At 70.6% G+C, this 20,757-nt stretch carries 21 protein-coding genes; 16 read left to right on the forward strand and 5 right to left on the reverse strand.

Annotated features, from left to right (window positions below; all coding sequences use genetic code 11):
- Window positions 1–43 precede the first annotated feature (43 nt).
- A complete protein-coding gene (locus tag OGH68_RS19525; RefSeq protein ID WP_264245719.1) occupies window positions 44–595 on the reverse strand; it encodes a sugar transferase in 552 nt (183 codons plus the stop codon).
- A gap of 240 nt (window positions 596–835) precedes the next feature.
- On the opposite strand from OGH68_RS19525, the gene dnaK reads away from it, so the two are divergent.
- From dnaK to OGH68_RS19545, 4 genes are read left to right on the forward strand one after another with little or no spacing between them, the layout of a single operon-like run.
- Complete coding sequence (gene dnaK / locus OGH68_RS19530) at window positions 836–2,677, forward strand: molecular chaperone DnaK (RefSeq protein ID WP_264245720.1); 1,842 nt, start codon at window positions 836–838, stop codon at window positions 2,675–2,677.
- Window positions 2,674–3,339 (forward strand): nucleotide exchange factor GrpE, encoded by a 666-nt coding sequence (gene grpE, locus OGH68_RS19535; RefSeq protein ID WP_264245723.1) that lies wholly within the window; start codon window positions 2,674–2,676, stop codon window positions 3,337–3,339. The genes dnaK and grpE overlap by 4 nt, the downstream gene beginning before the upstream one ends.
- A gap of 30 nt (window positions 3,340–3,369) precedes the next feature.
- The gene (gene dnaJ, locus OGH68_RS19540) at window positions 3,370–4,554 is read left to right on the forward strand and encodes a molecular chaperone DnaJ (protein WP_264245725.1); all 1,185 of its coding nucleotides are present in this window, start codon (window positions 3,370–3,372) and stop codon (window positions 4,552–4,554) included.
- Window position 4,555: 1 nt separating this feature from the next.
- Window positions 4,556–5,005, forward strand: a complete 450-nt coding sequence (locus OGH68_RS19545) for a heat shock protein transcriptional repressor HspR (RefSeq protein WP_264245727.1) — start codon at window positions 4,556–4,558, stop codon at window positions 5,003–5,005.
- Window positions 5,006–5,090: 85 nt separating this feature from the next.
- Here OGH68_RS19545 and OGH68_RS19550 read toward each other — a convergent pair whose 3' ends face one another.
- Complete coding sequence (locus OGH68_RS19550; protein ID WP_264245729.1) at window positions 5,091–5,564, reverse strand: hypothetical protein; 474 nt, start codon at window positions 5,562–5,564, stop codon at window positions 5,091–5,093.
- A gap of 14 nt (window positions 5,565–5,578) precedes the next feature.
- Window positions 5,579–6,571: a helix-turn-helix transcriptional regulator gene (locus tag OGH68_RS19555; protein ID WP_264245730.1), complete on the reverse strand. Its 993-nt coding sequence runs from the start codon at window positions 6,569–6,571 to the stop codon at window positions 5,579–5,581.
- 185 nt (window positions 6,572–6,756) lie between these two features.
- Between OGH68_RS19555 and OGH68_RS19560 the strand changes: the two genes are divergently transcribed.
- Both OGH68_RS19560 and OGH68_RS19565 read left to right on the forward strand, forming a co-directional pair.
- On the forward strand, window positions 6,757–6,963 hold the full coding sequence (locus tag OGH68_RS19560) for a hypothetical protein (RefSeq protein WP_264245731.1): 207 nt from the start codon (window positions 6,757–6,759) through the stop codon (window positions 6,961–6,963).
- Complete coding sequence (locus OGH68_RS19565) at window positions 6,960–7,277, forward strand: (2Fe-2S)-binding protein (RefSeq protein ID WP_100108277.1); 318 nt, start codon at window positions 6,960–6,962, stop codon at window positions 7,275–7,277. Before OGH68_RS19560 ends, OGH68_RS19565 begins: the two co-directional genes overlap by 4 nt.
- A 119-nt stretch (window positions 7,278–7,396) precedes the next feature.
- On the opposite strand, the gene OGH68_RS19570 is transcribed toward OGH68_RS19565, so the two are convergent.
- Window positions 7,397–7,810, reverse strand: a complete 414-nt coding sequence (locus tag OGH68_RS19570; RefSeq protein WP_264245733.1) for a pyridoxamine 5'-phosphate oxidase family protein — start codon at window positions 7,808–7,810, stop codon at window positions 7,397–7,399.
- Between the two features lie 150 nt (window positions 7,811–7,960).
- Between OGH68_RS19570 and clpB the strand changes: the two genes are divergently transcribed.
- Complete coding sequence (gene clpB / locus OGH68_RS19575) at window positions 7,961–10,552, forward strand: ATP-dependent chaperone ClpB (RefSeq protein WP_264250171.1); 2,592 nt, start codon at window positions 7,961–7,963, stop codon at window positions 10,550–10,552.
- Window positions 10,553–10,886: 334 nt separating this feature from the next.
- The gene (locus OGH68_RS19580) at window positions 10,887–11,426 is read left to right on the forward strand and encodes a YbjN domain-containing protein (protein ID WP_264245735.1); all 540 of its coding nucleotides are present in this window, start codon (window positions 10,887–10,889) and stop codon (window positions 11,424–11,426) included.
- Between the two features lie 84 nt (window positions 11,427–11,510).
- Here OGH68_RS19580 and OGH68_RS19585 read toward each other — a convergent pair whose 3' ends face one another.
- Window positions 11,511–12,719 (reverse strand): pyridoxal phosphate-dependent aminotransferase, encoded by a 1,209-nt coding sequence (locus OGH68_RS19585; RefSeq protein WP_413471005.1) that lies wholly within the window; start codon window positions 12,717–12,719, stop codon window positions 11,511–11,513.
- A 187-nt stretch (window positions 12,720–12,906) separates the two neighbouring features.
- Between OGH68_RS19585 and OGH68_RS19590 the strand changes: the two genes are divergently transcribed.
- From OGH68_RS19590 to OGH68_RS19625, 8 genes are all read left to right on the forward strand, one after another.
- Window positions 12,907–13,140, forward strand: coding sequence for a hypothetical protein (locus OGH68_RS19590; RefSeq protein ID WP_264245739.1), 234 nt, complete (start codon window positions 12,907–12,909; stop codon window positions 13,138–13,140).
- Between the two features lie 360 nt (window positions 13,141–13,500).
- Window positions 13,501–14,094 (forward strand): DUF2617 family protein, encoded by a 594-nt coding sequence (locus OGH68_RS19595; protein ID WP_264245743.1) that lies wholly within the window; start codon window positions 13,501–13,503, stop codon window positions 14,092–14,094.
- Window positions 14,095–14,147: 53 nt separating this feature from the next.
- On the forward strand, window positions 14,148–15,737 hold the full coding sequence (locus OGH68_RS19600; RefSeq protein WP_264250172.1) for a polyamine aminopropyltransferase: 1,590 nt from the start codon (window positions 14,148–14,150) through the stop codon (window positions 15,735–15,737).
- Window positions 15,738–15,808: 71 nt separating this feature from the next.
- Entirely contained in the window at window positions 15,809–16,915 is a 1,107-nt protein-coding gene (locus OGH68_RS19605; RefSeq protein WP_264245748.1) for an SRPBCC family protein, read from the forward strand.
- Window positions 16,916–16,934: 19 nt separating this feature from the next.
- Entirely contained in the window at window positions 16,935–17,732 is a 798-nt protein-coding gene (locus OGH68_RS19610; protein ID WP_264245749.1) for an aldose 1-epimerase, read from the forward strand.
- 28 nt (window positions 17,733–17,760) lie between these two features.
- Window positions 17,761–18,300 (forward strand): orotate phosphoribosyltransferase, encoded by a 540-nt coding sequence (pyrE, locus tag OGH68_RS19615; protein ID WP_264245750.1) that lies wholly within the window; start codon window positions 17,761–17,763, stop codon window positions 18,298–18,300.
- A gap of 188 nt (window positions 18,301–18,488) precedes the next feature.
- Window positions 18,489–19,511 (forward strand): class II fructose-bisphosphate aldolase, encoded by a 1,023-nt coding sequence (fbaA, locus tag OGH68_RS19620; protein WP_264245751.1) that lies wholly within the window; start codon window positions 18,489–18,491, stop codon window positions 19,509–19,511.
- An 80-nt stretch (window positions 19,512–19,591) separates the two neighbouring features.
- Window positions 19,592–20,749 (forward strand): MalY/PatB family protein, encoded by a 1,158-nt coding sequence (locus OGH68_RS19625; protein ID WP_264245752.1) that lies wholly within the window; start codon window positions 19,592–19,594, stop codon window positions 20,747–20,749.
- The last annotated feature ends 8 nt before the right edge of the window (window positions 20,750–20,757 follow it).

Genomic DNA, 20,757 nt, shown 5'->3' on the forward strand with positions numbered 1-20,757 from the left:
TATTCCGCCGCACTGTAGCCGCGCACGCGGTGATCTGTGTCGCTCAGGCAACCCTGACCGGGGTCACCGGTGCGGCGTGGACCTCGGTGCGTCCGGCGACCGCCACGGGCACCGTGCGGGCCAGGATCGCCAGGTCGAGTCCCAGCCAGTGCTGCTCCACATAATGCAGGTCGAGCACGGTCATTTCCTCCCAGGGCAGCTCGGAGCGCCCGCTGACCTGCCAGAGACCGGTCATTCCGGGGCGTACCGCGAGCCGGACGCGCTCCGGCCCGACGCCCTCGCGCACGGCGTCGGGGGTCAGCGGATGCGGCCCGACCAGGGACATCTCCCCGCGTACGACGTTGAGGAGCTGGGGGAGGCGGTCCAGGAAGTGGCGGCGCAGCGCCCTGCCCACCGGTGTGACGGCCTTTGGGTGCCCGGTGCGGAACGTGAGCATCGTGAACGTGCGCCCGCCGAGGCCCGCCCGTTCGCGGCGCCGCAGCACGGGGCCGGGTGATGTCGCCGCCACGGCCGCTGCGGCGATCAGCAGGAGTGGCGAGAGTGCCAGGAGGAGGAGCAGGGCGCCCGTCAGGTCGACGGCTCTCTTCGCGGGCATGGGTGGCGTGACCTCCTTCGTCCGGGCGCATCACCAATGACAGATGTTGACCACTTTCTCCAGATGTGACTCTTCCAGAGGGCCTGCCCGGGGAGCCGCTGCGCCACGCGCACGAGGAAGAACTGCATGTAAGGGCGGGATAAAAGTTGAGTGGCCCCGACTCAGCTCTGTTGACGCCGGGAGACGGGTGAGGCATCCTTGAGCCAGTTCCACTCAAGTCAGTCGTTGGAGGAATCGAAAATGGCACGTGCGGTCGGCATCGACCTGGGCACGACTAACTCCGTCGTCAGCGTTCTGGAGGGCGGCGAGCCCACCGTCATCACCAACGCCGAGGGCGCCAGGACCACGCCGTCCGTCGTCGCCTTCGCGAAGAACGGTGAGGTGCTGGTCGGCGAGGTGGCCAAGCGTCAGGCGGTCACGAACGTCGATCGGACCATCCGGTCCGTCAAGCGTCACATGGGCACGGACTGGAAGATCGAGCTCGACGGGAAGAACTTCAACCCGCAGCAGATGAGCGCGTTCATCCTGCAGAAGCTGAAGCGCGACGCGGAGTCCTACCTGGGCGAGAAGGTCACCGACGCGGTGATCACCGTCCCGGCGTACTTCAACGACTCGGAGCGCCAGGCCACCAAGGAGGCCGGTGAGATCGCCGGTCTGAACGTACTGCGCATCGTCAACGAGCCCACCGCGGCCGCCCTGGCCTATGGCCTCGACAAGGACGACCAGACGATCCTCGTCTTCGACCTCGGTGGCGGCACCTTCGACGTCTCGCTGCTGGAGATCGGCGACGGCGTCGTTGAGGTGAAGGCCACCAACGGTGACAACCACCTCGGTGGTGACGACTGGGACCAGCGCGTCGTCGACTATCTGGTCAAGCAGTTCCAGTCCGGGCACGGCGTCGACCTGTCCAAGGACAAGATGGCTCTCCAGCGTCTGCGCGAGGCCGCGGAGAAGGCGAAGATCGAGCTGTCGTCGTCCACCGAGACGTCGATCAACCTGCCCTACATCACGGCCTCCGCCGAGGGCCCGCTGCACCTGGACGAGAAACTCACCCGCGCCCAGTTCCAGCAGCTGACGTCGGACCTGCTCGAGCGCTGCAAGACCCCGTTCCACAACGTCATCAAGGACGCCGGCATCCAGCTGTCCGAGATCGACCACGTGGTCCTGGTCGGCGGCTCGACCCGTATGCCCGCCGTAGCAGAGCTCGTCAAGGACCTCACCGGCGGCAAGGACGCCAACAAGGGTGTGAACCCGGACGAGGTCGTCGCCATCGGAGCCTCGCTGCAGGCCGGTGTCCTCAAGGGTGAGGTCAAGGACGTCCTGCTCCTCGACGTGACCCCGCTGTCCCTCGGTATCGAGACCAAGGGCGGCATTATGACCAAGCTCATCGAGCGCAACACCACGATCCCGACCAAGCGGTCCGAGATCTTCACCACGGCCGAGGACAACCAGCCGTCCGTGCAGATCCAGGTCTACCAGGGCGAGCGCGAGATCGCGGCGTACAACAAGAAGCTCGGGATGTTCGAGCTGACCGGTCTGCCGCCGGCGCCCCGCGGCGTCCCGCAGATCGAGGTCTCCTTCGACATCGACGCCAACGGCATCATGCACGTGACCGCGAAGGACCTGGGCACGGGCAAGGAGCAGAAGATGACCGTCACCGGCGGCTCCTCGCTGCCGAAGGACGAGGTCGACCGCATGCGCCAGGAGGCCGAGCAGTACGCGGACGAGGACCACCGCCGCCGCGAGGCCGCCGAGTCCCGAAACCAGGGCGAGCAGCTCGTCTACCAGACCGAGAAGTTCCTCAAGGACAACGAGGACAAGGTCCCCGGCGAGGTGAAGACGGAGGTGGAGACCGCCCTCACCGAGCTGAAGGAGAAGCTCAAGGGCGACGACACCGCCGAGATCCGCACGGCCACGGAGAAGGTCGCCGCGGTCAGCCAGAAGCTCGGCCAGGCGATGTACGCCAACGCCGCGCCCGAGGGTGCCGCCGCCGAGGACCAGGCCGGCGCCGCCGCGGACGACGACGTCGTCGACGCCGAGATCGTGGACGAGGACAAGTCGAAGAAGGACGGTGCCGCGTGACGGAGGAGACCCCGGGCTTCGAGGAGAAGCCTGACGTCCCCTCCGGCGCCACCCCTGACGACGCCGCCGAGACCGCCGAGACCTCCGAGCAGGAGGCCCCGGCGGCCCCGGAAGGGGACGCAGCACAGACCGTCGGCCTGACGGCACAGCTGGACCAGGTCCGTACCGCCCTGAACGAGCGGACGGCCGACCTCCAGCGGCTCCAGGCCGAGTACCAGAACTACCGCCGGCGCGTGGAGCGCGACAGGATCACGGTCAAGGAGATCGCCACGGCGTCGCTCCTGTCCGAGCTGCTGCCCGTGCTCGACGACATCGGCCGCGCCCGGGAACACGGGGAGCTCGTGGGCGGGTTCAAGTCGGTGGCCGAGTCTCTCGAGACGGCCGCCGCCAAGATGGGCCTGCAGCAGTTCGGTAAGGAGGGCGAGCCCTTCGACCCGACGATCCACGAAGCCCTGATGCACTCGTACGCGCCTGACGTCACAGAGACGACATGCGTTGCGATCCTGCAGCCTGGGTACCGCATCGGCGAGCGCACGATCCGCCCGGCGCGGGTCGCGGTCGCCGAGCCCCAGCCGGGAGCGGCGCCCGCGGCGCAGAAGGAAGAGAAGCCGGCCGACGAGGAGAGCGGTGGGCCCGAGGAGGGCACGCAGCCTGCGGGCTGACGCAGGAAACGTCCGGAAGGAGGGACGTCGATGAGCACGAAGGACTTCGTCGAGAAGGACTACTACAAGGTTCTCGGCGTCCCCAAGGACGCCACAGAGGCCGAGATCAAGAAGGCGTACCGGAAGCTCGCCCGCGAGTTCCACCCGGACGCCAACAAGGGCGACGCCAAGGCCGAGGAGCGCTTCAAGGAGATCTCCGAGGCCAACGACATCCTCGGCGACCCCAAGCGGCGCAAGGACTACGACGACGCCCGCGCCCTGTTCGGGAACGGCGGCTTCAGATCACCTGGCGCCGGCGGTCCCGGCGGCACCTTCAACTTCGACCTGGGTGACCTCTTCGGAGGTCCCCAGGGCGGGGGCCAGGGTGGCGCGGGCGGCTTCGGCGGCGGCCTCGGGGACGTGTTCGGCGGCCTGTTCAACCGGGGCGCCGGCGCGGGCACGCGGACCCAGCCGCGCCGCGGCCAGGACATCGAGTCCGAGGTGACGCTCAGCTTCACCGAGGCGGTCGACGGGGCGACGGTCCCGCTGCGGATGTCCAGCTCCGCCGCGTGCAAGGCGTGTTCGGGCACCGGCGACAAGAACGGCACGCCCCGGGTGTGCCCCACCTGCGTCGGTACCGGCCAGGTCTCGCGCGGGGGCAGCGGCTCCTTCTCGCTGACCGACCCCTGTGTGGACTGCAAGGGCCGGGGCCTGATCGCCGAGACCCCCTGCGACGTCTGCAAGGGCAGCGGCCGGGCCCGCAGCTCCCGCACCATGCAGGTGCGCATCCCGGCGGGCGTCTCCGACGGGCAGCGCATCCGGCTGCGCGGCAAGGGCGCCCCGGGCGAGCGCGGCGGCCCGGCCGGTGATCTGTACGTGGTCGTGCATGTCGACGCCCACCCGGTGTTCGGCCGCAGGGACGACAACCTCACCGTGACGGTGCCCGTCACCTACGCGGAGGCGACGCTCGGCGGCGAGGTCAAGGTGCCCACGCTGGGCGGTCCGCCGGTGACGCTGAAACTGCCGCCAGGCACTCCCAACGGCCGCACCATGCGCGCCCGCGGCAAGGGCGCGGTCCGCAAGGACGGCACCCGCGGGGACCTGCTGGTCACCGTCGAGGTCGCCGTACCCCGGGAGCTCAGCGACAAGGCGAAGGAAGCGCTGGAGGCCTACCGCGAAGCCACCGCGGACCAGGATCCGCGGGCGGAGTTGTTCCAGGCCGCGAAGGGAGCTTGATATGGACCGGTCGGGGCGCAGCCGTAACCCCTACGAACTGACCGACGAGTCGCCGGTGTACGTCATCTCGGTCGCCGCACAGCTGTCGGGACTGCATCCGCAGACCCTGCGGCAGTACGACCGGCTGGGACTCGTCTCCCCCGACCGCACGGCCGGCCGGGGCCGGCGCTACTCGGCCCGCGACATCGAGCTGCTGCGCACCGTGCAGCAGCTGTCGCAGGACGAGGGGATCAACCTCGCCGGCATCAAGCGGATCATCGAACTGGAGAACCAGGTCGCGGCTCTCCAGCAGCGGGTCGCCGAACTGTCGGCGGCCGTGGACGGCGCCGCGGCCGCGATGCGGCAGCGCGAGGCCCAGGTGCACGCCTCGTACCGGCGCGACCTCGTGCCGTACCAGGACGTGCAGCAGGCGAGCGCGCTGGTCGTGTGGCGGCCCAAGCGCGCCGACTGACCACCGGAACGTTACGGCGGCGGGCCGGGGGAGCAGGTGCTCTCCCGGCCCGCCGCCGTACGTCCGTGGCCCCCGGGCCGGCTGTCTACGGGACGGCCGCGGCGACCGCGTCGACGGCCGTCGTCCACAGCGGCTGCGCACCGGTCCCGAAGGCCGCGGCCGGCGCGTAGGCCACGGCGGCGTCCGCCGGCTCCGCCCCGGTCCCCTCACGCCACTCGGCGATCACCAGGCCGTCGCCGTCGCTCGAGAAGTCCCCGGGGCGAGCGCGGTCCCTGGTGAACCGGCTGCCCGGGATCGAGTCCGGCTGGCGACGGTAGAACCTCCCCGCGTACGTCACGTCCATCCGGTACGAGCTGCGGCTCAGCCGGCCCTTGCCCGGCTTCAGTTCCACCGGTTCGCCGCCGACAGTCGTCGTCAGGTGCCGCGGGGCGCGGGTGCCGAGGCCGAGGGCGATGTGGTCGTCCTTCAGTGTGCCCGCAGCCTGCTCCGGGCCGGCTCGCGCCGCCCACGGCGCCCGCCGGCCGCGCGCGGCCGGGAGGAGCCGGAACAGGCGCGGCACGGCCGCCGGCGGCGTCACAGGGTGCCGGCGTCGTCCCCCAGGATGCCGGACTGGGCGATGAGATAGCCGAGTTGGGCGCGGCTCCCGCTGCCCAGGGTGGCGTTCAGCTTCGCGATGTGGGCGCGGCAGGTGCGTACGTTCATGCCCAGGCGGCGGGCGATGGAGTCGTCGACGTGGCCCTCGACGAGGAGCTTGGCGATGGAGCGCTGGACGCTGGTGATGCCGTCCAGCTCGGGCGCGTAGGACAGTTGCTCCTCCCACGGCGTGGCGTGGAGCCAGAACTGCTCGAAGACGCCCACGAGATAGCGCACCAGCCCTTCGTGGCGCAGTTCCAGCGCGACCTGCCGGTCGCTGCGGGCGGGCACGAACGCCACCTTGCGGTCGACGATGATGAGGCGGTCGATGATCTCCTCGAGGGTGCGCACCTCGACGCCGTAGGGGCTGACACGTTCGACGTACGCAAGCGTGGACGGGTGGTGGCGCGCGGTGTGCTGGTACAGCGTGCGCATCTTTACGCCGTTCTTGAGCAGCGGTTCCGCGCGGCGCAGACCGTGCTCCAGGGTGTCCGGACGGCGTCCGCTGCCGGGCTGGACCGTGAGCAGTTCCTCGGAGCACTCCGCGGTGACACGGTCGAGAGCTGCGTTGATGATGCCGAGACCCTCGAGCACGGTGATCGCGTGTCTGGTCGACAGGTCCTGCGCCGTCATGGTCATGAACGGCTCGAATGTGCCGGCGATCGACATGGCGAGCTGGCGGCGTTCCTGGATCTCCCGCTCGATGGGGTATATCAGCTGGTTGAGTGCGAGCGACGGTGGAACGGGGCGGAGCCACTGGGCGTCGTCGGGATCGGGACGCAGCAGGGACAGATCGACGAGGCAGGGTGCGTCCGCCGCCTCCGCCCGGGAGACCTGGCCGCTGCGCAGAGCCGTTGCGTAGAGATTCTTCCCTGCTTCGCACAGTTCGGCACCACTGTGCTTATGCCCGACATTGTCCTGGTTCGAAGACATTTGACACCCCCTCAGGGTCCTGAATTACAGGAACATGATGCCTGTGGTCGCTGGTGGAAGCATTCGGCGTGAGACATGGTCTTAGACGCGGGGGGAGGGTATTGAACAGAATGGGGTGGAGATCCTCCATGAACAGGACGGTTCGCATACTTTGCGCACTTGCTGCCGGGGCAGCCGCGTTCAGCGTGGCTGTGATCAGCGGCGAGCCGACTTGGGAGTCCGAGCCGGCGCACGCGGTCGTCGCGGGTGAGCCGACATGGGAGTCCGAGCCGGCCCACGCGGTCGTCGCGGGTGAGCCCACGTGGGAGTCCGGGCAGGGGGGCGTGGTGATCGCGGGCACGGACGAACTCACATGGGAGATCGCTCCCGTGGACGCGGATCCGGGCGCATGACCATCCCTCCGGACGATCGTGTCTTCCGGCGCGAGATGGCGACGGCCTATCGGTCCGGGTGGCATTTCATCGACCTCGTCACGGCGATTCCGCATCGTGGCGACTCGTTGATGGTCACCCTGTTCGGTGAGCCGATCGTCGTCGCCCGCGAGGAGGACGAGGATGTCCGCGCCTACCGCTGTCTGCGCCGGCCGCGAGGGGCTCCGCAGCCCGTCCGCTGTGCCATCCGGTACGGCATGATTTTTGTCAATCTCGACCAGCGTGACCACCAGCTGGCCGAGCCGGACACCACCGCCACCCCCCGCAGTGCCTGAGCGATTCCCCCGTCGTTTCAGATCGCTCAGGTGCTTCCCCCACACAGCGGCGCCATCGTGGACCTGAAACACGATGGCGCCGTTGTGCTGCCCGGAACGTGTTTCCCGGGCCCGGCCGGCTATGCCCGGCCCATCGCGCGGGTCAGCGCGATCTCGATGACCACCCGGTCCGGATTGGGCGCCGGGGTGCGTCCGTACCGCTCCGCGTAGCGCGCCACCGCGTCCTCCACGACCTCCGCCTCCGTGCGGATCGTCGCGACGCCCTCCAGGGTCGCCCAGCGGCCCTTGTCCACCTGGCAGACCGCCACCCGCGCCCCCTGGGGGTCCGCGGCCAGGATGTTGGCGACCTTGCGGCTGTGCTTGTTGGTGATCACCCGGGCCGTGCCGCGCTCCCCGTCCTCGGGTGCGTAGGTGACCCCGACCGCGACCACGTGCGGAGTGCCGTCCGGACGGGGCGTCGTCAGGGTGCACATGTGACGGTCGCGCCAGAAGCTGAGGTAGGACGCGTCGGGGTTGCGTGGATCGATGGCCATGGGGCGGAACCTACCTGGGCGGCCTCCTGCCCTGTTCCGCAGCACCCTGAGTGGAATAGACTCAACTTTGTGCACGTTGACTGGGTCAGCATTGAGGATTCGGTACGGACGGGCACGAAGAAGTCCCTCAGCAAGGAGGAGAGAGCGAACGTGGACGCGGAGCTGACCAACAAGAGCCGGGACGCGATCAACGCCGCCACCAGCCGGGCCGTCTCCGACGGACACCCGGACCTGACGGCGGCGCATCTGCTGCTCGCCCTGCTCGAGGGGCAGGACAACGAGAACATCATCGACCTGCTGGCGGCCGTCGAGGCCGACCAGGCCGCCGTGCGCTCCGGGGCCGAGCGCGTCCTCGCGTCGCTGCCCAGCGTCACCGGCTCCACCGTGGCCCCGCCGCAGCCAGGCCGTGAGCTGCTCGCCGTGATCGCGGACGCCTCGCAGCGGGCGAAGGAGCTCGGGGACGACTATCTGTCCACGGAGCACCTGCTCATCGGGATCGCCGCCAAGGGCGGCGCCGCCGGTGAGGTGCTGGACAAGCAGGGCGCGAGTGCCAAGAAGCTGCTGGACGCGTTCGAGAAGGCAAGGGGAGGGCGCCGGGTGACCACACCCGACCCGGAGGGTCAGTACAAGGCGCTGGAGAAGTTCGGTACGGACTTCACGGCCGCCGCCCGCGAGGGCAAGCTCGACCCGGTCATCGGCCGGGACCAGGAGATCCGCCGCGTCGTGCAGGTGCTGTCGCGGCGCACGAAGAACAACCCGGTGCTCATCGGTGAGCCGGGCGTCGGCAAGACCGCCGTCGTCGAGGGCCTTGCCCAGCGCATCGTGAAGGGCGACGTCCCGGAGTCGCTGCGCAACAAGCGGCTGGTCGCGCTCGACCTCGGCGCGATGGTCGCGGGCGCCAAGTACCGCGGTGAGTTCGAGGAGCGCCTCAAGACCGTCCTGTCCGAGATCAAGGCCAGCGACGGCCAGATCATCACCTTCATCGACGAGCTGCACACCGTCGTCGGCGCGGGCGCCGGCGGCGACTCGTCCATGGACGCCGGCAACATGCTCAAGCCGATGCTCGCCCGCGGCGAGCTGCGGATGGTCGGTGCGACGACCCTCGACGAGTACCGGGAGCGCATCGAGAAGGACGCCGCCCTCGAGCGGCGCTTCCAGCAGGTGCTGGTGGCGGAACCGACCGTCGAGGACACGATCGCGATCCTGCGCGGACTCAAGGGCCGCTACGAGGCCCACCACAAGGTCCAGATCAACGACAGCGCGCTCGTCGCCGCCGCCACCCTCTCCGACCGGTACATCACCTCCCGCTTCCTGCCCGACAAGGCCATCGACCTCGTCGACGAGTCCGCGTCCCGGCTGCGCATGGAGATCGACTCCTCGCCCGTCGAGATCGACGAGCTGCAGCGCGCCGTCGACCGGCTGCGGATGGAGGAGCTGGCGCTGGGGAACGAGTCCGACCCCGCTTCCCAGGAGCGACTGCAGAAGCTGCGCCGCGACCTCGCCGACAAGGAGGAGGAGCTGCGCGGTCTCACCGCCCGCTGGGAGAAGGAGAAGCAGGGCCTCAACCGCGTCGGTGAGCTGAAGGAACGCCTCGACGACCTGCGCGGCCAGGCCGAACGGGCCCAGCGCGACGGTGACTTCGACACCGCGTCCAAGCTGCTGTACGGGGAGATCCCCGGCCTGGAGCGGGAGCTGGAGGAGGCCGCGCAGGCCGAGGCCGAGCAGGAGGCGGCCAAGGACACGATGGTCAAGGAGGAGGTCGGCCCCGACGACATCGCCGATGTGGTGGGCTCCTGGACCGGCATTCCGGCCGGGCGTCTCCTCGAGGGCGAGACGCAGAAGCTGCTGCGCATGGAGCAGGAGCTGGGCCGGCGGCTGATCGGCCAGACCGAGGCCGTGCAGGCCGTCTCCGACGCCGTGCGCAGGACCCGGGCCGGGATCGCCGACCCGGACCGGCCCACCGGCTCGTTCCTCTTCCTCGGCCCGACCGGTGTCGGCAAGACCGAGCTGGCGAAGGCGCTGGCGGACTTCCTCTTCGACGACGAGCGGGCGATGGTCCGCATCGACATGTCGGAGTACGGCGAGAAGCACAGCGTCGCCCGCCTCGTCGGTGCGCCCCCCGGCTACGTCGGCTACGAGGAGGGCGGCCAGCTCACGGAGGCCGTGCGGCGACGCCCGTACAGCGTGGTGCTGCTGGACGAGGTGGAGAAGGCCCACCCCGAGGTCTTCGACATCCTGCTCCAGGTCCTCGACGACGGGCGGCTGACCGACGGACAGGGCCGGACGGTGGACTTCCGCAACACCATCCTGATCCTGACGTCCAACCTGGGCTCCCAGTTCCTGATGGATCCGCTGACCGGCGAGGAGGAGAAGAAGCAGAAGGTCCTGGAGACCGTACGGGCGTCCTTCAAGCCGGAGTTCCTCAACCGGCTCGACGACCTGGTGGTCTTCTCCGCCCTGTCCAAAAACGAGCTGGCGCACATCGCGGAGCTGCAGATCGGCCGGCTGGCGCGGCGTCTGGCGGACCGCAGGCTGACGCTCGACGTCACGCCGGAGGCACTCGCCTGGCTCGCCGACGAGGGCAACGACCCGGCGTACGGCGCGCGTCCGCTGCGCCGGCTCATCCAGACGGCGATCGGCGACCGCCTCGCCAAGGAGATCCTGGCGGGCGAGGTGAAGGACGGCGACACCGTACGGGTCGACCGTTTCGAGGACGGCCTGATCGTCGGCGCGGCGCAGTAGCGCCAGGCACGCCGCCCCGGGACCGGTGCCGGGCCCGGGGCGGCCGCTGGGACCGTGGGCGCGAAGACGGACGGTGGCGCTGCCGGCGTTCTCGTCCGTCGCAGTCAGGCCGACCGTGGCCGCCTCCGCCCGCGCGGTCGCGGTGGGCCCGCAGGCCGGGGCTCACCGCCGTCACGCGGCGGAGCCGGCCGGGCCGCCCGGGGCGCCGTACGGGACGTCCGGGTACTCCGTCGCGGGATCTTGTCAGCCCGCAGCGGATCGCGGGCGGCGGGGCTTGCCACCCCCCGCCGGGCATGGGGGAGGATGGCGGCATCCGTACGAAGGGAAACACCCGGTGACCATCGACCCGTCCTCGATTCCGAATTTCGGGGGACAGCCCAAGCCCCAGCAGGCCGCAGGACCGGCGGGCCCCGTCGTTCCCGACCAGGATCTCGTCAAGCAGCTCCTCGACCAGATGGAGCTGAAGTACGTCGTCGACGACGAGGGTGACCTCGCGGCGCCGTGGGAGGACTTCCGCACGTACTTCATGTTCCGCGGCGAGAACGAGCAGCAGGTGTTCTCGGTGCGGACGTTCTACGACCGTCCGCACGCGGTCACGGAGAAGGCCAAGATCCTCGACGCGATCGACGACTGGAACCGCCGCACGCTGTGGCCGAAGGTCTACACGCACCTGCACGAGGAGGAGGGTGCCGACCTGCCGACGATCCGCCTCATCGGTGAGGCCCAGATGCTCATCGGCACGGGCGTGAGCCTCGAGCACTTCGTGTCCTCCACCGTCAGCTGGGTGCGCGCCTCGATCGAGTTCGACAAGTGGCTCGCGGAGCAGTTCGGCCTGGCCGTCAAGGAGGAGGAGAAGCCCGCCGACGAGGCCTGACGCGTCGGCTCGGCGACACGGCCCGGCCGGCCCACGATCCTGGTGATCGCGAGCCGGCCGGGCCGCCTGGTTGCCGGGGCCCGCTCAGAGGGCCAGGGACTTCAGGCGGGCCACCGCCTCCTCGAGGACGTCGGTCCTCTTGCAGAACGCAAAGCGCACGAAGGGCGCGCCCGCCTCGCGGTGGTCGTAGAAGACCGCGTTCGGGACGGCGACCACACCGCAGCGCTCGGGCAGCGCGCGGCAGAACGCGAAGCCGTCCGACTCGCCCAGGGGCCGGATGTCGGTGGTGACGAAGTACGTGCCCGCCGGGCGGTGCACCGCGAAACCGGCGGCGCCCAGCCCCTCGCTCAGCAGGTCGCGCTTGGCCCGCAGACCGTCGCGGAGGCCCTCGAAGTACGTGTCCGGCAGCCGCAGCGCCTCGGCCACCGCGTACTGGAACGGGCCCGCGGAGACATACGTCAGGAACTGCTTCGCCGAGCGGACCGCCGTGATCAGCTCCGGTGCCGCGGTCACCCACCCGACCTTCCAGCCGGTGAAGGAGAACGTCTTTCCGGCGCTCGAAATCGTCACCGTGCGTTCGTGCATCCCCGGGAACGACGCCAGCGGCACATGCTCGCCGTCGAAGACCAGATGCTCGTACACCTCGTCGGTGACCACCAGGAGGTCGCGTTCGACGGCGAGCGCCGCGATCTGGGAGAGCTCCTCGCGGGACAGGACCGTGCCGGTGGGGTTGTGCGGGGTGTTGATCAGCAGCAGCCGGGTGCGCCCCGTGACGGCGTCGCGCAGCTCGTCGAGGTCGAGACGGAAACCCTCCTCGTGCGGCCGCAGCGTCACCGGCACCCGCACCCCGCCCGCCATCGCGACGCACGCCGCGTACGAGTCGTAGTACGGCTCCAGGGCGATGACCTCGTCGCCCGGCTCCACGAGCGCCAGCAGGGCGGCCGCGATCGCCTCAGTGGCGCCCGCCGTGACCAGGACCTCGGTGTCGGGGTCGTGGACGAGGCCGTGGAAACGCCGCTGGTGCTCCGCGATCGCTTGACGCAGCTCCGGGACGCCCGGACCGGGCGGGTACTGGTTGCCGCGCCCGTCCCGCAGGGCCCGTACGGCCGCTTCTCTGACCTCCTCGGGGCCGTCGGTGTCGGGGAAGCCCTGGCCGAGGTTGATCGCGCCGGTGCGCAGGGCCAGCGCCGACATCTCGGCGAAGATCGTGGTGCCGAACTCCGCCAGCCTGCGGTTGAGCAGCGGTCGTGGTCCCTCGTCGCGTGCCGTCCAGTCCGTCGTCATGGCGGCCATCCTGCGCGGAACCTCTGGAGTTGCTCAAGTCTGCTTTGGCTCCGCGCGGCGGAGGGCATCCCTGAGCCACGCAGACATGCGTCACGTGGTCACCGGAAGCGGTCGCGCCGCGTCGCGGGGGTCTCTCCCCAGAGCCTTCGGCCTGGGATGTGCCCCCACCGGGGGAACGAGAAGGACGGTGGGAAAGATGGCGGTTTTCGGGTTCGTACTGATCGGACTGCTGGTCGTCGTGGTCTTCGCGGTGGCGAGGACGGGCGGGGGCGGCAGGAGCCGACGGCGCGGCGGGGCGGCCGGGTCGGGCGGGTCGGGCGGCGGCTGGTGGGCCGCGGGTGACGCGAGCGGGTCGTCGTGCGGGGGGTCGTCGTCCAGCAGCAGCAGCTCCTCCTGCGGTGGCGGCGGCGGATGCGGCGGAGGCAGCTGACACGGGGCAGCCGGTCCGTGAATGTGCCCGGCGGGTGTGACGGCAGAAAGCCCAACACCCGCCGGGCACCTTTCAGTTGTGAGAATGTCCGGCCGGTGTGTTGACTTCGGCCTACTGTTTCCGTTGAACAGTTGAACCGCACAGCCCCCGAGGGGATGGAAACCACGTCAAGTTGGGTAAAAACGCTGTGGACGTCACCCGCTTCGTGATTTTCTCGCAGTCGGAACCTGTTGGATTCATCAAAGCCATCGGACCTCACGTGGACCGGAGCAGGCCACCCCCCGCACGCCCGGCGTTCCCTGCCGGGAGCACCCAGGTCCACGCGTCCACCCCGCCGAAGCGCGCTTGCGGAGCCGACCCATGCTCACGACCATCGATACCCCCTACACCGACACCCGCGCCGACGACCTCGCCTGGGCCCTCGGCCGGGAACGGCTGCCCGCCCTGGCCGTGCTCGACCTCGAACTGACCGGAGCACACGTGCAGTTGCGGCTCCTGGGCGCGTCTCACCAGGTGCTGCTCGAGGAGGATCGGGTCACTTGTTCGGAGACCGTCGCCTGCATCCCCGGCAGCAGCACCCCACTGCCGCTGGGTGTGGCGAAGCGGCTCGGCGACTGGGAGTACGAGTTCGCCGCGCGTGTCGAGACGCTCTCGCAGCGCTCGTTCGCGGGCCGGGCCCAGGAACTCCTGGCCCTGGTGGCCGATCATCCGCACGGGCTCGCCGGCACGTTCCCCGGCTCCCCGCACGCGTTCACCGCGATGGTGGCGCAGAGCGAAGAGGGCCAGGTCCGGTGGCGGACCTGGCACGCGTACCCCCAGGAGGGCCGGCTCGTCGTCACCCGTACGCGTGTCGGTGCCATGCTCCACGCGTCCCAGGGCGTGCCCTCCCGACGCCGTGTGGAGTGCGATCCCGGGCGGGACAGTGAGCGCCACCCGGCCCCGTCCGCCCCGTAGTTGACGCGTGGTGGCAATCGGTGCGCGGCCTGTGACGTACCGTGTCCGACGTGATGGACCGGCAGCAGACCTCGCCGCCCCAGGGCATGGTGCTGCTGCCCGTGCGCCCCGAGGCCGGCCGCCGTCTCGTGCTGGTCACCGTCTTCGTCTGCGCCGCCTGCGGCCTGGTCTACGAGCTCGAACTCGTCGCCCTCGCCACGTATCTGCTCGGGGACTCGGTCACCCAGGCGTCCGTCGTCCTGTCGTTGATGGTCTTCGCGATGGGTGTCGGATCGCTCCTCGCCAAGCGGCTGCGCTGCCGTGCGGCCGTCGGCTTCGGGCTGCTCGAAGCGGCGCTGGCGCTGGTCGGTGGCCTGTCGGCCATGGCGCTGTACGCGTCGTTCGCCTGGTTCGGCGACTCCGTGGTCGCCCTGGTGGTCTTCAGTTTGACCATCGGGGTGCTGATCGGAGCGGAGATACCGCTGCTGATGTCGCTGATCCAGCGCATCTCACGACGGGACGCGGACGGCACGGTCGCCGACCTGTTCGCCGCGGACTACGTGGGGGCGCTCGTCGGCGGGCTGGCGTTCCCCTTCCTGCTGCTGCCGTGGCTCGGCGAGCTCACGGGCGCGCTGGGGACCGGCGCGGTCAACGCAGTGGCCGGCGGGACGCTGGTGCTGTGGCTGTTCCGGGCTGACCTGACACCCCGCTGGCGGGCCCGGCTGCTCATGGTCAACGCGCTGGTACTGGCGCTGCTCGCGGGCGCCACCGTCATGGTCGACGACTTCGAGGAGGCCGCACGCCGGGCGGTGTACGGGCCCGAGGTGCGGGTCGCCGTGCGCACCGGCGTCCAGGAGGTCGTGCTCACCGGAGCACCCTCCACGCCGCCGGACCTCTTCCTGAACGGGCGGCTCAAGGTCCGGGGACACGACGAACACCGCTACCACGAAGCACTCGTCCATCCCGCCATGCACGGGCCCCACGAACGTGTCCTGATCCTGGGCGGCGGCGACGGTCTGGCGGCACGCGAGGTGCTGCGCCACCCGGACGTCCGTGCCCTGACGGTCGTGGAACTCGATCCCGAGGTGATCCGGCTGGCGCGCAGCGACCCGGGCCTCACCGCGCTGAACGACCATGCGTACCACGACCCGCGGGTCCGGGTCGTCACGGCGGACGCCTTCGCGTGGCTGCGTCAGCACCACGAGAAGTACGACGTGATCGTCTCCGACCTGCCCGACCCGGGCATCACCGCGAGCACCAAGCTCTACTCCCTGGAGTTCTACGGCCTCGCCCGGCGCGCGCTGGCGGACGGCGGGCGGCTCGTGGTCCACGCCGGGCCGACGGCACGGCCGCGTACGTACTGGACGGTCGACGCGACACTGCGCGCCGCCGGGTTCGGTACGGCCGCGTACCGCGTGCGGTGCGCCGAGCCGGGGGCGGCGAGCGGACCCGAGCGGTTCCGGGCCACCGACCGCGGGACCACCGACTGGGGGTTGCTGCTCGCCGCCGAGGGCCGCACACCGCGGCTCGGCATCGGCCCGGACGCGCCGCCACTGCGCTCGGAGACGCAGGACACGCTCGCCCAGGAAGCGTCCGCCGCCGAACGCACCCGGCTCCCGGACCTGCCACCGTCGACACTGGTCCACCCCCGTTACACGCCCTGACGGGCCGCGCGCGCGACGGGCACGCGTCGAAAGGCAGACGCGGCGGGCCGTGCTGAGTAGGCTCGGCTCCCATGGAGCATGAGGTGTTCGTTCCGGTACCGGCTGAGACCCTCCGACAGGCGCTGAGGGACCCCGCCCGGGTCGCCCGCTGCGTTCCTGGGCTCCAACAGGACGCGGACGAGTCGGCCGGCCCCCTCGCCGGACGGCTCAAGGTCAGAGTCGCCGGCCACACCATCACCTACCGCGGTGCCCTGCGTGTCACGGAGCAGGGTGACGAGCGCGGAGGCGCCTTCGCGGTGGAGGGCGAGGGGACGGAGGCCCGCGGCGGCGGCTCCGTGAAGCTGACGCTGACGATCCGTCCGGCGCCGACCGACGGCGGAACGACGGTGACGTTCTCCGGTTCGTCGCACGCGGAGGGCCGGCTGGCAGAGCTCGCAGCCGGCGCGAAGATTTCGGCCGCCCACCGGCTGCTCGATCGTTTCGCGGAGGCCCTGGCCGCGGCCGCCTTCGAGGAGCCCCGGCCCGCGCGGCACGCCGAAGGCGCGGGGGAGGCGGGTCCGGCCGCGGCCGCGCAGGCGAGTGCCGCCGACGACGGAGCGCCAAAGGACGGGAGCGGCCCGCAGGACGCGGCGGCCGGTAAGGACAAGGGCGAAGGTGAGGGCGCGGAGGCGGGTGCGGACGGCGCCGCCGACGACCGGGCGCAGCCGGCCGAACGCGCCGCGGAGGGTACTGGGGGCACGGAGGACACGGACGATGCGGCGGCCGTCTCCGAGCCCGACGCCGTCTCCGAGTCCGACGCCGTCTCGGAGTCCGACGCCGCCGGGGCGTCCGTCTTCGAGACGCCCGTGCCTCTGCCCTCGCTCGGTCCCGACGCCGACGACCAGTTCGACGACCTGGACGATCTGGACGCAGTGGAGGACATCGACGGCATCGAGGATCTCGACGACCTCTCCGGCCTGCCCGACGCCGCGCCCGCTGAGGCCGCCCACGCGCGGCGCACCATGATCGGCCGGAGCGCCGAGGAGGTCGATCACGCCCCGCCGCGCGGGCGTTACGCGCCGACCCCCGCGCCCGACGCCGGCTCCGCCGGTGCGACTCTGCGGTGGCTCGCGCCGGCGGCGGCTCTCGCCCTGGCATCGGCGGTCGTGGTCGGCAGGGCACTGCGCCGCCGTAGGTGACACGCCGTAATGTCGGGGTGTGAGTAGCGAAAAGAGCATCCGGCTGGCCGCCGGTGACGTCGAGTTGACCGTGAATCCTGCGATCGGCTGCCGCATCGAGGGACTGCGCATCGCAGGCACCGAGCTGCTGCGCCAGGGCGAGCGGTACGGCTCGTTCCCGATGGTGCCGTGGTGCGGCCGCACGCGGGACGGTGAGTTCAGCAACGGCGGTGTGCACCACCGGCTGCCGCTCAACGCGCCGCCGCACGCCATTCACGGCACCGGCCGGGACGCCGCCTGGCGTACCGCGCGGGCCGGGGACAGCGAGGCGGACTTCTACTACGACCTGGCGGACCCGTGGCCGTACAGCGGGCGTGTCACGCAGACGTTCGCGCTGTCCGGCGACTCGCTGACCATCCGGATGGGTGTGGAGACGTACGGGACGTCGTTCCCGGCGCAGGCCGGCTGGCACCCCTGGTTCCTGCGCAACCTCGGGAGCGGCGGCCAGGACGTGCGGATCGGCTTCACCCCGAAGTGGCAGGAGGAGCGCGGTGCGGACCACCTGCCGACCGGCAAGCGCATCACCCCGCTTCCCGGGCCCTGGGACGACTGCTTCGGTATGCCCGACGGGGTCGATGTGACGCTGACCTGGCCGGATGAGCTGGAGCTGACGGTCAAGAGCCCGGCGGAGTGGGTCGTGGTCTACGACGAGCAGCCGGAGACCGTCTGTGTGGAGCCCCAGTCGGGGCCGCCGAACGGCCTCAACACCGATCCCTGGTTCGTCACCCCGATCGAGCCGCTGGAGATCACGACGACCTGGAGCTGGCGGCGGCTGTGAGCGCTGCGGCGGCTTTAAGCTCTTGGGCATGACTGACGTACGTGCTGAGCTGCTTCAGCAGATCAAGGACAAGGCCGTGGTGCACGGCAAGGTGACCCTCTCCTCGGGCATCGAGGCCGACTGGTACATCGACCTGCGCCGGATCACGCTGGACGGCGAGGCCGCGCCGATGGTCGGTCAGGTGATGCTCGACGCCACCGCCGACCTCGACTACGACTGCGTGGGCGGGCTGACGCTGGGCGCCGACCCGGTGGCGACGGCGATGCTGCACGCCTCGGCCGCCCGTGGTGAGCGGCTGGACGCGTATGTCGTCCGCAAGGCCGGCAAGGCGCACGGCATGCAGCGCCGGATCGAGGGCACGGACGTCAAGGGCCGGCGCTGCCTCGTGGTCGAGGACGTGTCCACCACCGGCGGCTCCCCGCTGACCGCCGTCGAGGCGGTCAGGGAGGCCGGCGGCGAGGTCGTCGCCGTCGCCGTCATCGTGGAGCGCGGTGCCGCCCCCAAGATCGCGGAGGCGGGCCTTCCGTACGTCAACGCCTACTCGCTCGAGGATCTCGGTCTGGCCTGATCATGGCCTGACCTGGGGGTACGTCGAGGGGCGCGCTGTTTCACGTGAAACAGCGCGCCCTTGTCGCATACAGGCAGCACAGGCATGCTGGTGCCGGGACGGGAGTCTGGAAAGATAGGCCGCGACGATGACGTCGCCCAAGGTCAGGGCCCAGCACCACATACCCGCACATCACAAGGAGCGGACATATGCCCATCGCGACTCCCGAGGTCTACGCCGAGATGCTCGACCGGGCGAAGGCAGGCAAGTTTGCCTACCCGGCCATCAACGTGACCTCGTCCCAGACCCTGCACGCTGCACTGCGTGGCTTCGCGGAGGCCGAGAGCGACGGCATCATCCAGATTTCCACCGGCGGTGCCGAGTTCCTGGGTGGCCAGCACAGCAAGGACATGGTCACCGGCGCCGTCGCCCTGGCCGAGTTCGCGCACATCGTCGCGGCCAAGTACGACATCACCGTCGCCCTGCACACGGACCACTGCCCGAAGGACAAGCTGGACGGCTACGTACGTCCGCTGCTCGACATCTCCGCCGAGCGCGTGAAGGCCGGCCGCAACCCGCTGTTCCAGTCCCACATGTGGGACGGTTCGGCCGAGACCCTCGCCGACAACCTGACCATCGGCCAGGAGCTGCTGGCCCAGGCCGCCGCCGCCAAGATCATCCTCGAGGTCGAGATCACCCCGACCGGCGGCGAGGAGGACGGCGTCTCCCACGAGATCAACGACGAGCTGTACACCACCGTCGACGACGCGCTGCGCACCGCCGAGGCCCTCGGCCTGGGCGAGAAGGGCCGCTACCTGCTGGCCGCCTCCTTCGGCAACGTGCACGGCGTCTACAAGCCGGGCAACGTCGTGCTCCGCCCCGAGCTGCTGAAGGACCTCCAGGCCGGTGTCGCCGCCAAGTACGGCAAGGCGGACCCGTTCGACTTCGTCTTCCACGGCGGCTCCGGCTCGACCGCCGAGGAGATCTCCACCGCGCTGGAGAACGGCGTCGTGAAGATGAACCTCGACACCGACACTCAGTACGCGTTCACCCGCCCCGTCGCGGACCACATGTTCAAGAACTACGACGGTGTCCTGAAGGTCGACGGCGAGGTCGGCTCCAAGAAGACCTACGACCCGCGCACCTGGGGCAAGCTGGCCGAGGCCGGCATGGCCACCCGTGTCGCCGAGGCCTGCGCGGCCCTCCGCTCCACCGGCACCAGGATCAAGTAGGCATCTGCCGTCACCACGGGCCCGGCACCCCTTCGCGGGGCGCCGGGCCCGTGGTGTATCCGCTCCGGGGAGGGACCGACATGACCTTCGACTTCGATGCCGTCGTCGACCGGCGAGGCACCTGGTGCGTGCAGTGGGACGGGGTCGCCGACCGGTTCGGCGTCGACGGACTGCTGCCCTTCACCATCTCCGACATGGACTTCCCGTCCCCGCCCGCGGTCCTGGACGCGCTCAGGGACCGGATCGCGCACGGTGTCCTCGGCTACACGGACTGGCGGCACGAGGACTTCCTCTCGGCGATCCGCGACTGGTTCGCTCTGCGGTACGGCACCGCCGTCGACACCGACCGCGTCGTCTACGCGCCCTCCGTGCTGGGCCAGCTCTCCCAGCTGCTGCGGATGTGGACCGGGCCGGGCGAGGGCGTGGTCGTCCACGCCCCCACGTACGACGGTTTCATCAAGGCGATCACCGGCCTCGGGCGTGAGCTGCGCGTGGTGCCCGTCGGGGACGACGAGGCGCTGGAACGGCAGCTCGCCAGGCCCGACAGCAAGGTCCTGGTGCTCTGCTCCCCGCACAACCCCACCGGACGGGTGTGGACCCACGAGGAGCTGACGAGGACCGCCGAGCTGGCCGCGCGCTACGGCGTCGCCGTCGTCAGCGACGAGATCCACGCCGACTTCGTGCACGGCGACGGCGTGCACCTGCCCTGGACGCGCTACGGCACCGGCCGCTGGGCGCTGATCACCTCCGGCACCAAGGCGTTCAACTTCCCCGCGCTGACCGGCTCGTACGGCATCATCGGCGACGCCGACGACCACGCCCAGTTCCTGCGCCGGATGCAGACCGGGGAGGGGCTGGCCTCTCCCGCCGTGCTGTCACTGACCGCCCACATCGCCGCATACCGCGAGGGCGGGCCGTGGCTGGACGCGCTCAAGACCTATGTGGCCGGCAACCTGGGGATGCTCGCCGACCGGCTCGATGCGGCGTTCCCGCAGCTCGGCTGGGAGCCGCCGCAGGCCGGCTACCTCGCCTGGATCGACCTGAGGCCGCTCGGCGTGGGCTCACGCATCGACGACACCGCCCTCCAGCGGGAGCTGGTCCACCGGGAGAAGGTCGCCGTCATGCCGGGCACGACATACGGCTGCGAGGGGTTCGTCCGGCTGAACGCCGGCTGCCCCCGCAGCAAGGCGGAACGCGGGGCCGACGCGTTGATCCGGGCCCTTCGCCGACTCGTCTGACCCGGCCA

Origin of the sequence: Streptomyces peucetius, assembly GCF_025854275.1 — a bacterium.
Classification (GTDB): domain Bacteria; phylum Actinomycetota; class Actinomycetes; order Streptomycetales; family Streptomycetaceae; genus Streptomyces; species Streptomyces peucetius_A.

What these genes read in the sequence shown, in the direction of transcription:
- OGH68_RS19525 (WP_264245719.1), bottom strand. Translation starts at nt 595, where the DNA reads ATGCCCGCGAAGAGAGCCGTCGACCTGACGGGCGCCCTGCTCCTCCTC.
- dnaK (WP_264245720.1), top strand. Translation starts at nt 836, where the DNA reads ATGGCACGTGCGGTCGGCATCGACCTGGGCACGACTAACTCCGTCGTC.
- dnaJ (WP_264245725.1), top strand. Translation starts at nt 3,370, where the DNA reads ATGAGCACGAAGGACTTCGTCGAGAAGGACTACTACAAGGTTCTCGGC.
- OGH68_RS19545 (WP_264245727.1), top strand. Translation starts at nt 4,556, where the DNA reads ATGGACCGGTCGGGGCGCAGCCGTAACCCCTACGAACTGACCGACGAG.
- OGH68_RS19555 (WP_264245730.1), bottom strand. Translation starts at nt 6,571, where the DNA reads ATGTCTTCGAACCAGGACAATGTCGGGCATAAGCACAGTGGTGCCGAA.
- OGH68_RS19565 (WP_100108277.1), top strand. Translation starts at nt 6,960, where the DNA reads ATGACCATCCCTCCGGACGATCGTGTCTTCCGGCGCGAGATGGCGACG.
- OGH68_RS19570 (WP_264245733.1), bottom strand. Translation starts at nt 7,810, where the DNA reads ATGGCCATCGATCCACGCAACCCCGACGCGTCCTACCTCAGCTTCTGG.
- OGH68_RS19585 (WP_413471005.1), bottom strand. Translation starts at nt 12,719, where the DNA reads ATGGCCGCCATGACGACGGACTGGACGGCACGCGACGAGGGACCACGA.
- OGH68_RS19590 (WP_264245739.1), top strand. Translation starts at nt 12,907, where the DNA reads ATGGCGGTTTTCGGGTTCGTACTGATCGGACTGCTGGTCGTCGTGGTC.
- OGH68_RS19595 (WP_264245743.1), top strand. Translation starts at nt 13,501, where the DNA reads ATGCTCACGACCATCGATACCCCCTACACCGACACCCGCGCCGACGAC.
- OGH68_RS19600 (WP_264250172.1), top strand. Translation starts at nt 14,148, where the DNA reads ATGGACCGGCAGCAGACCTCGCCGCCCCAGGGCATGGTGCTGCTGCCC.
- OGH68_RS19605 (WP_264245748.1), top strand. Translation starts at nt 15,809, where the DNA reads ATGGAGCATGAGGTGTTCGTTCCGGTACCGGCTGAGACCCTCCGACAG.
- pyrE (WP_264245750.1), top strand. Translation starts at nt 17,761, where the DNA reads ATGACTGACGTACGTGCTGAGCTGCTTCAGCAGATCAAGGACAAGGCC.
- fbaA (WP_264245751.1), top strand. Translation starts at nt 18,489, where the DNA reads ATGCCCATCGCGACTCCCGAGGTCTACGCCGAGATGCTCGACCGGGCG.
- OGH68_RS19625 (WP_264245752.1), top strand. Translation starts at nt 19,592, where the DNA reads ATGACCTTCGACTTCGATGCCGTCGTCGACCGGCGAGGCACCTGGTGC.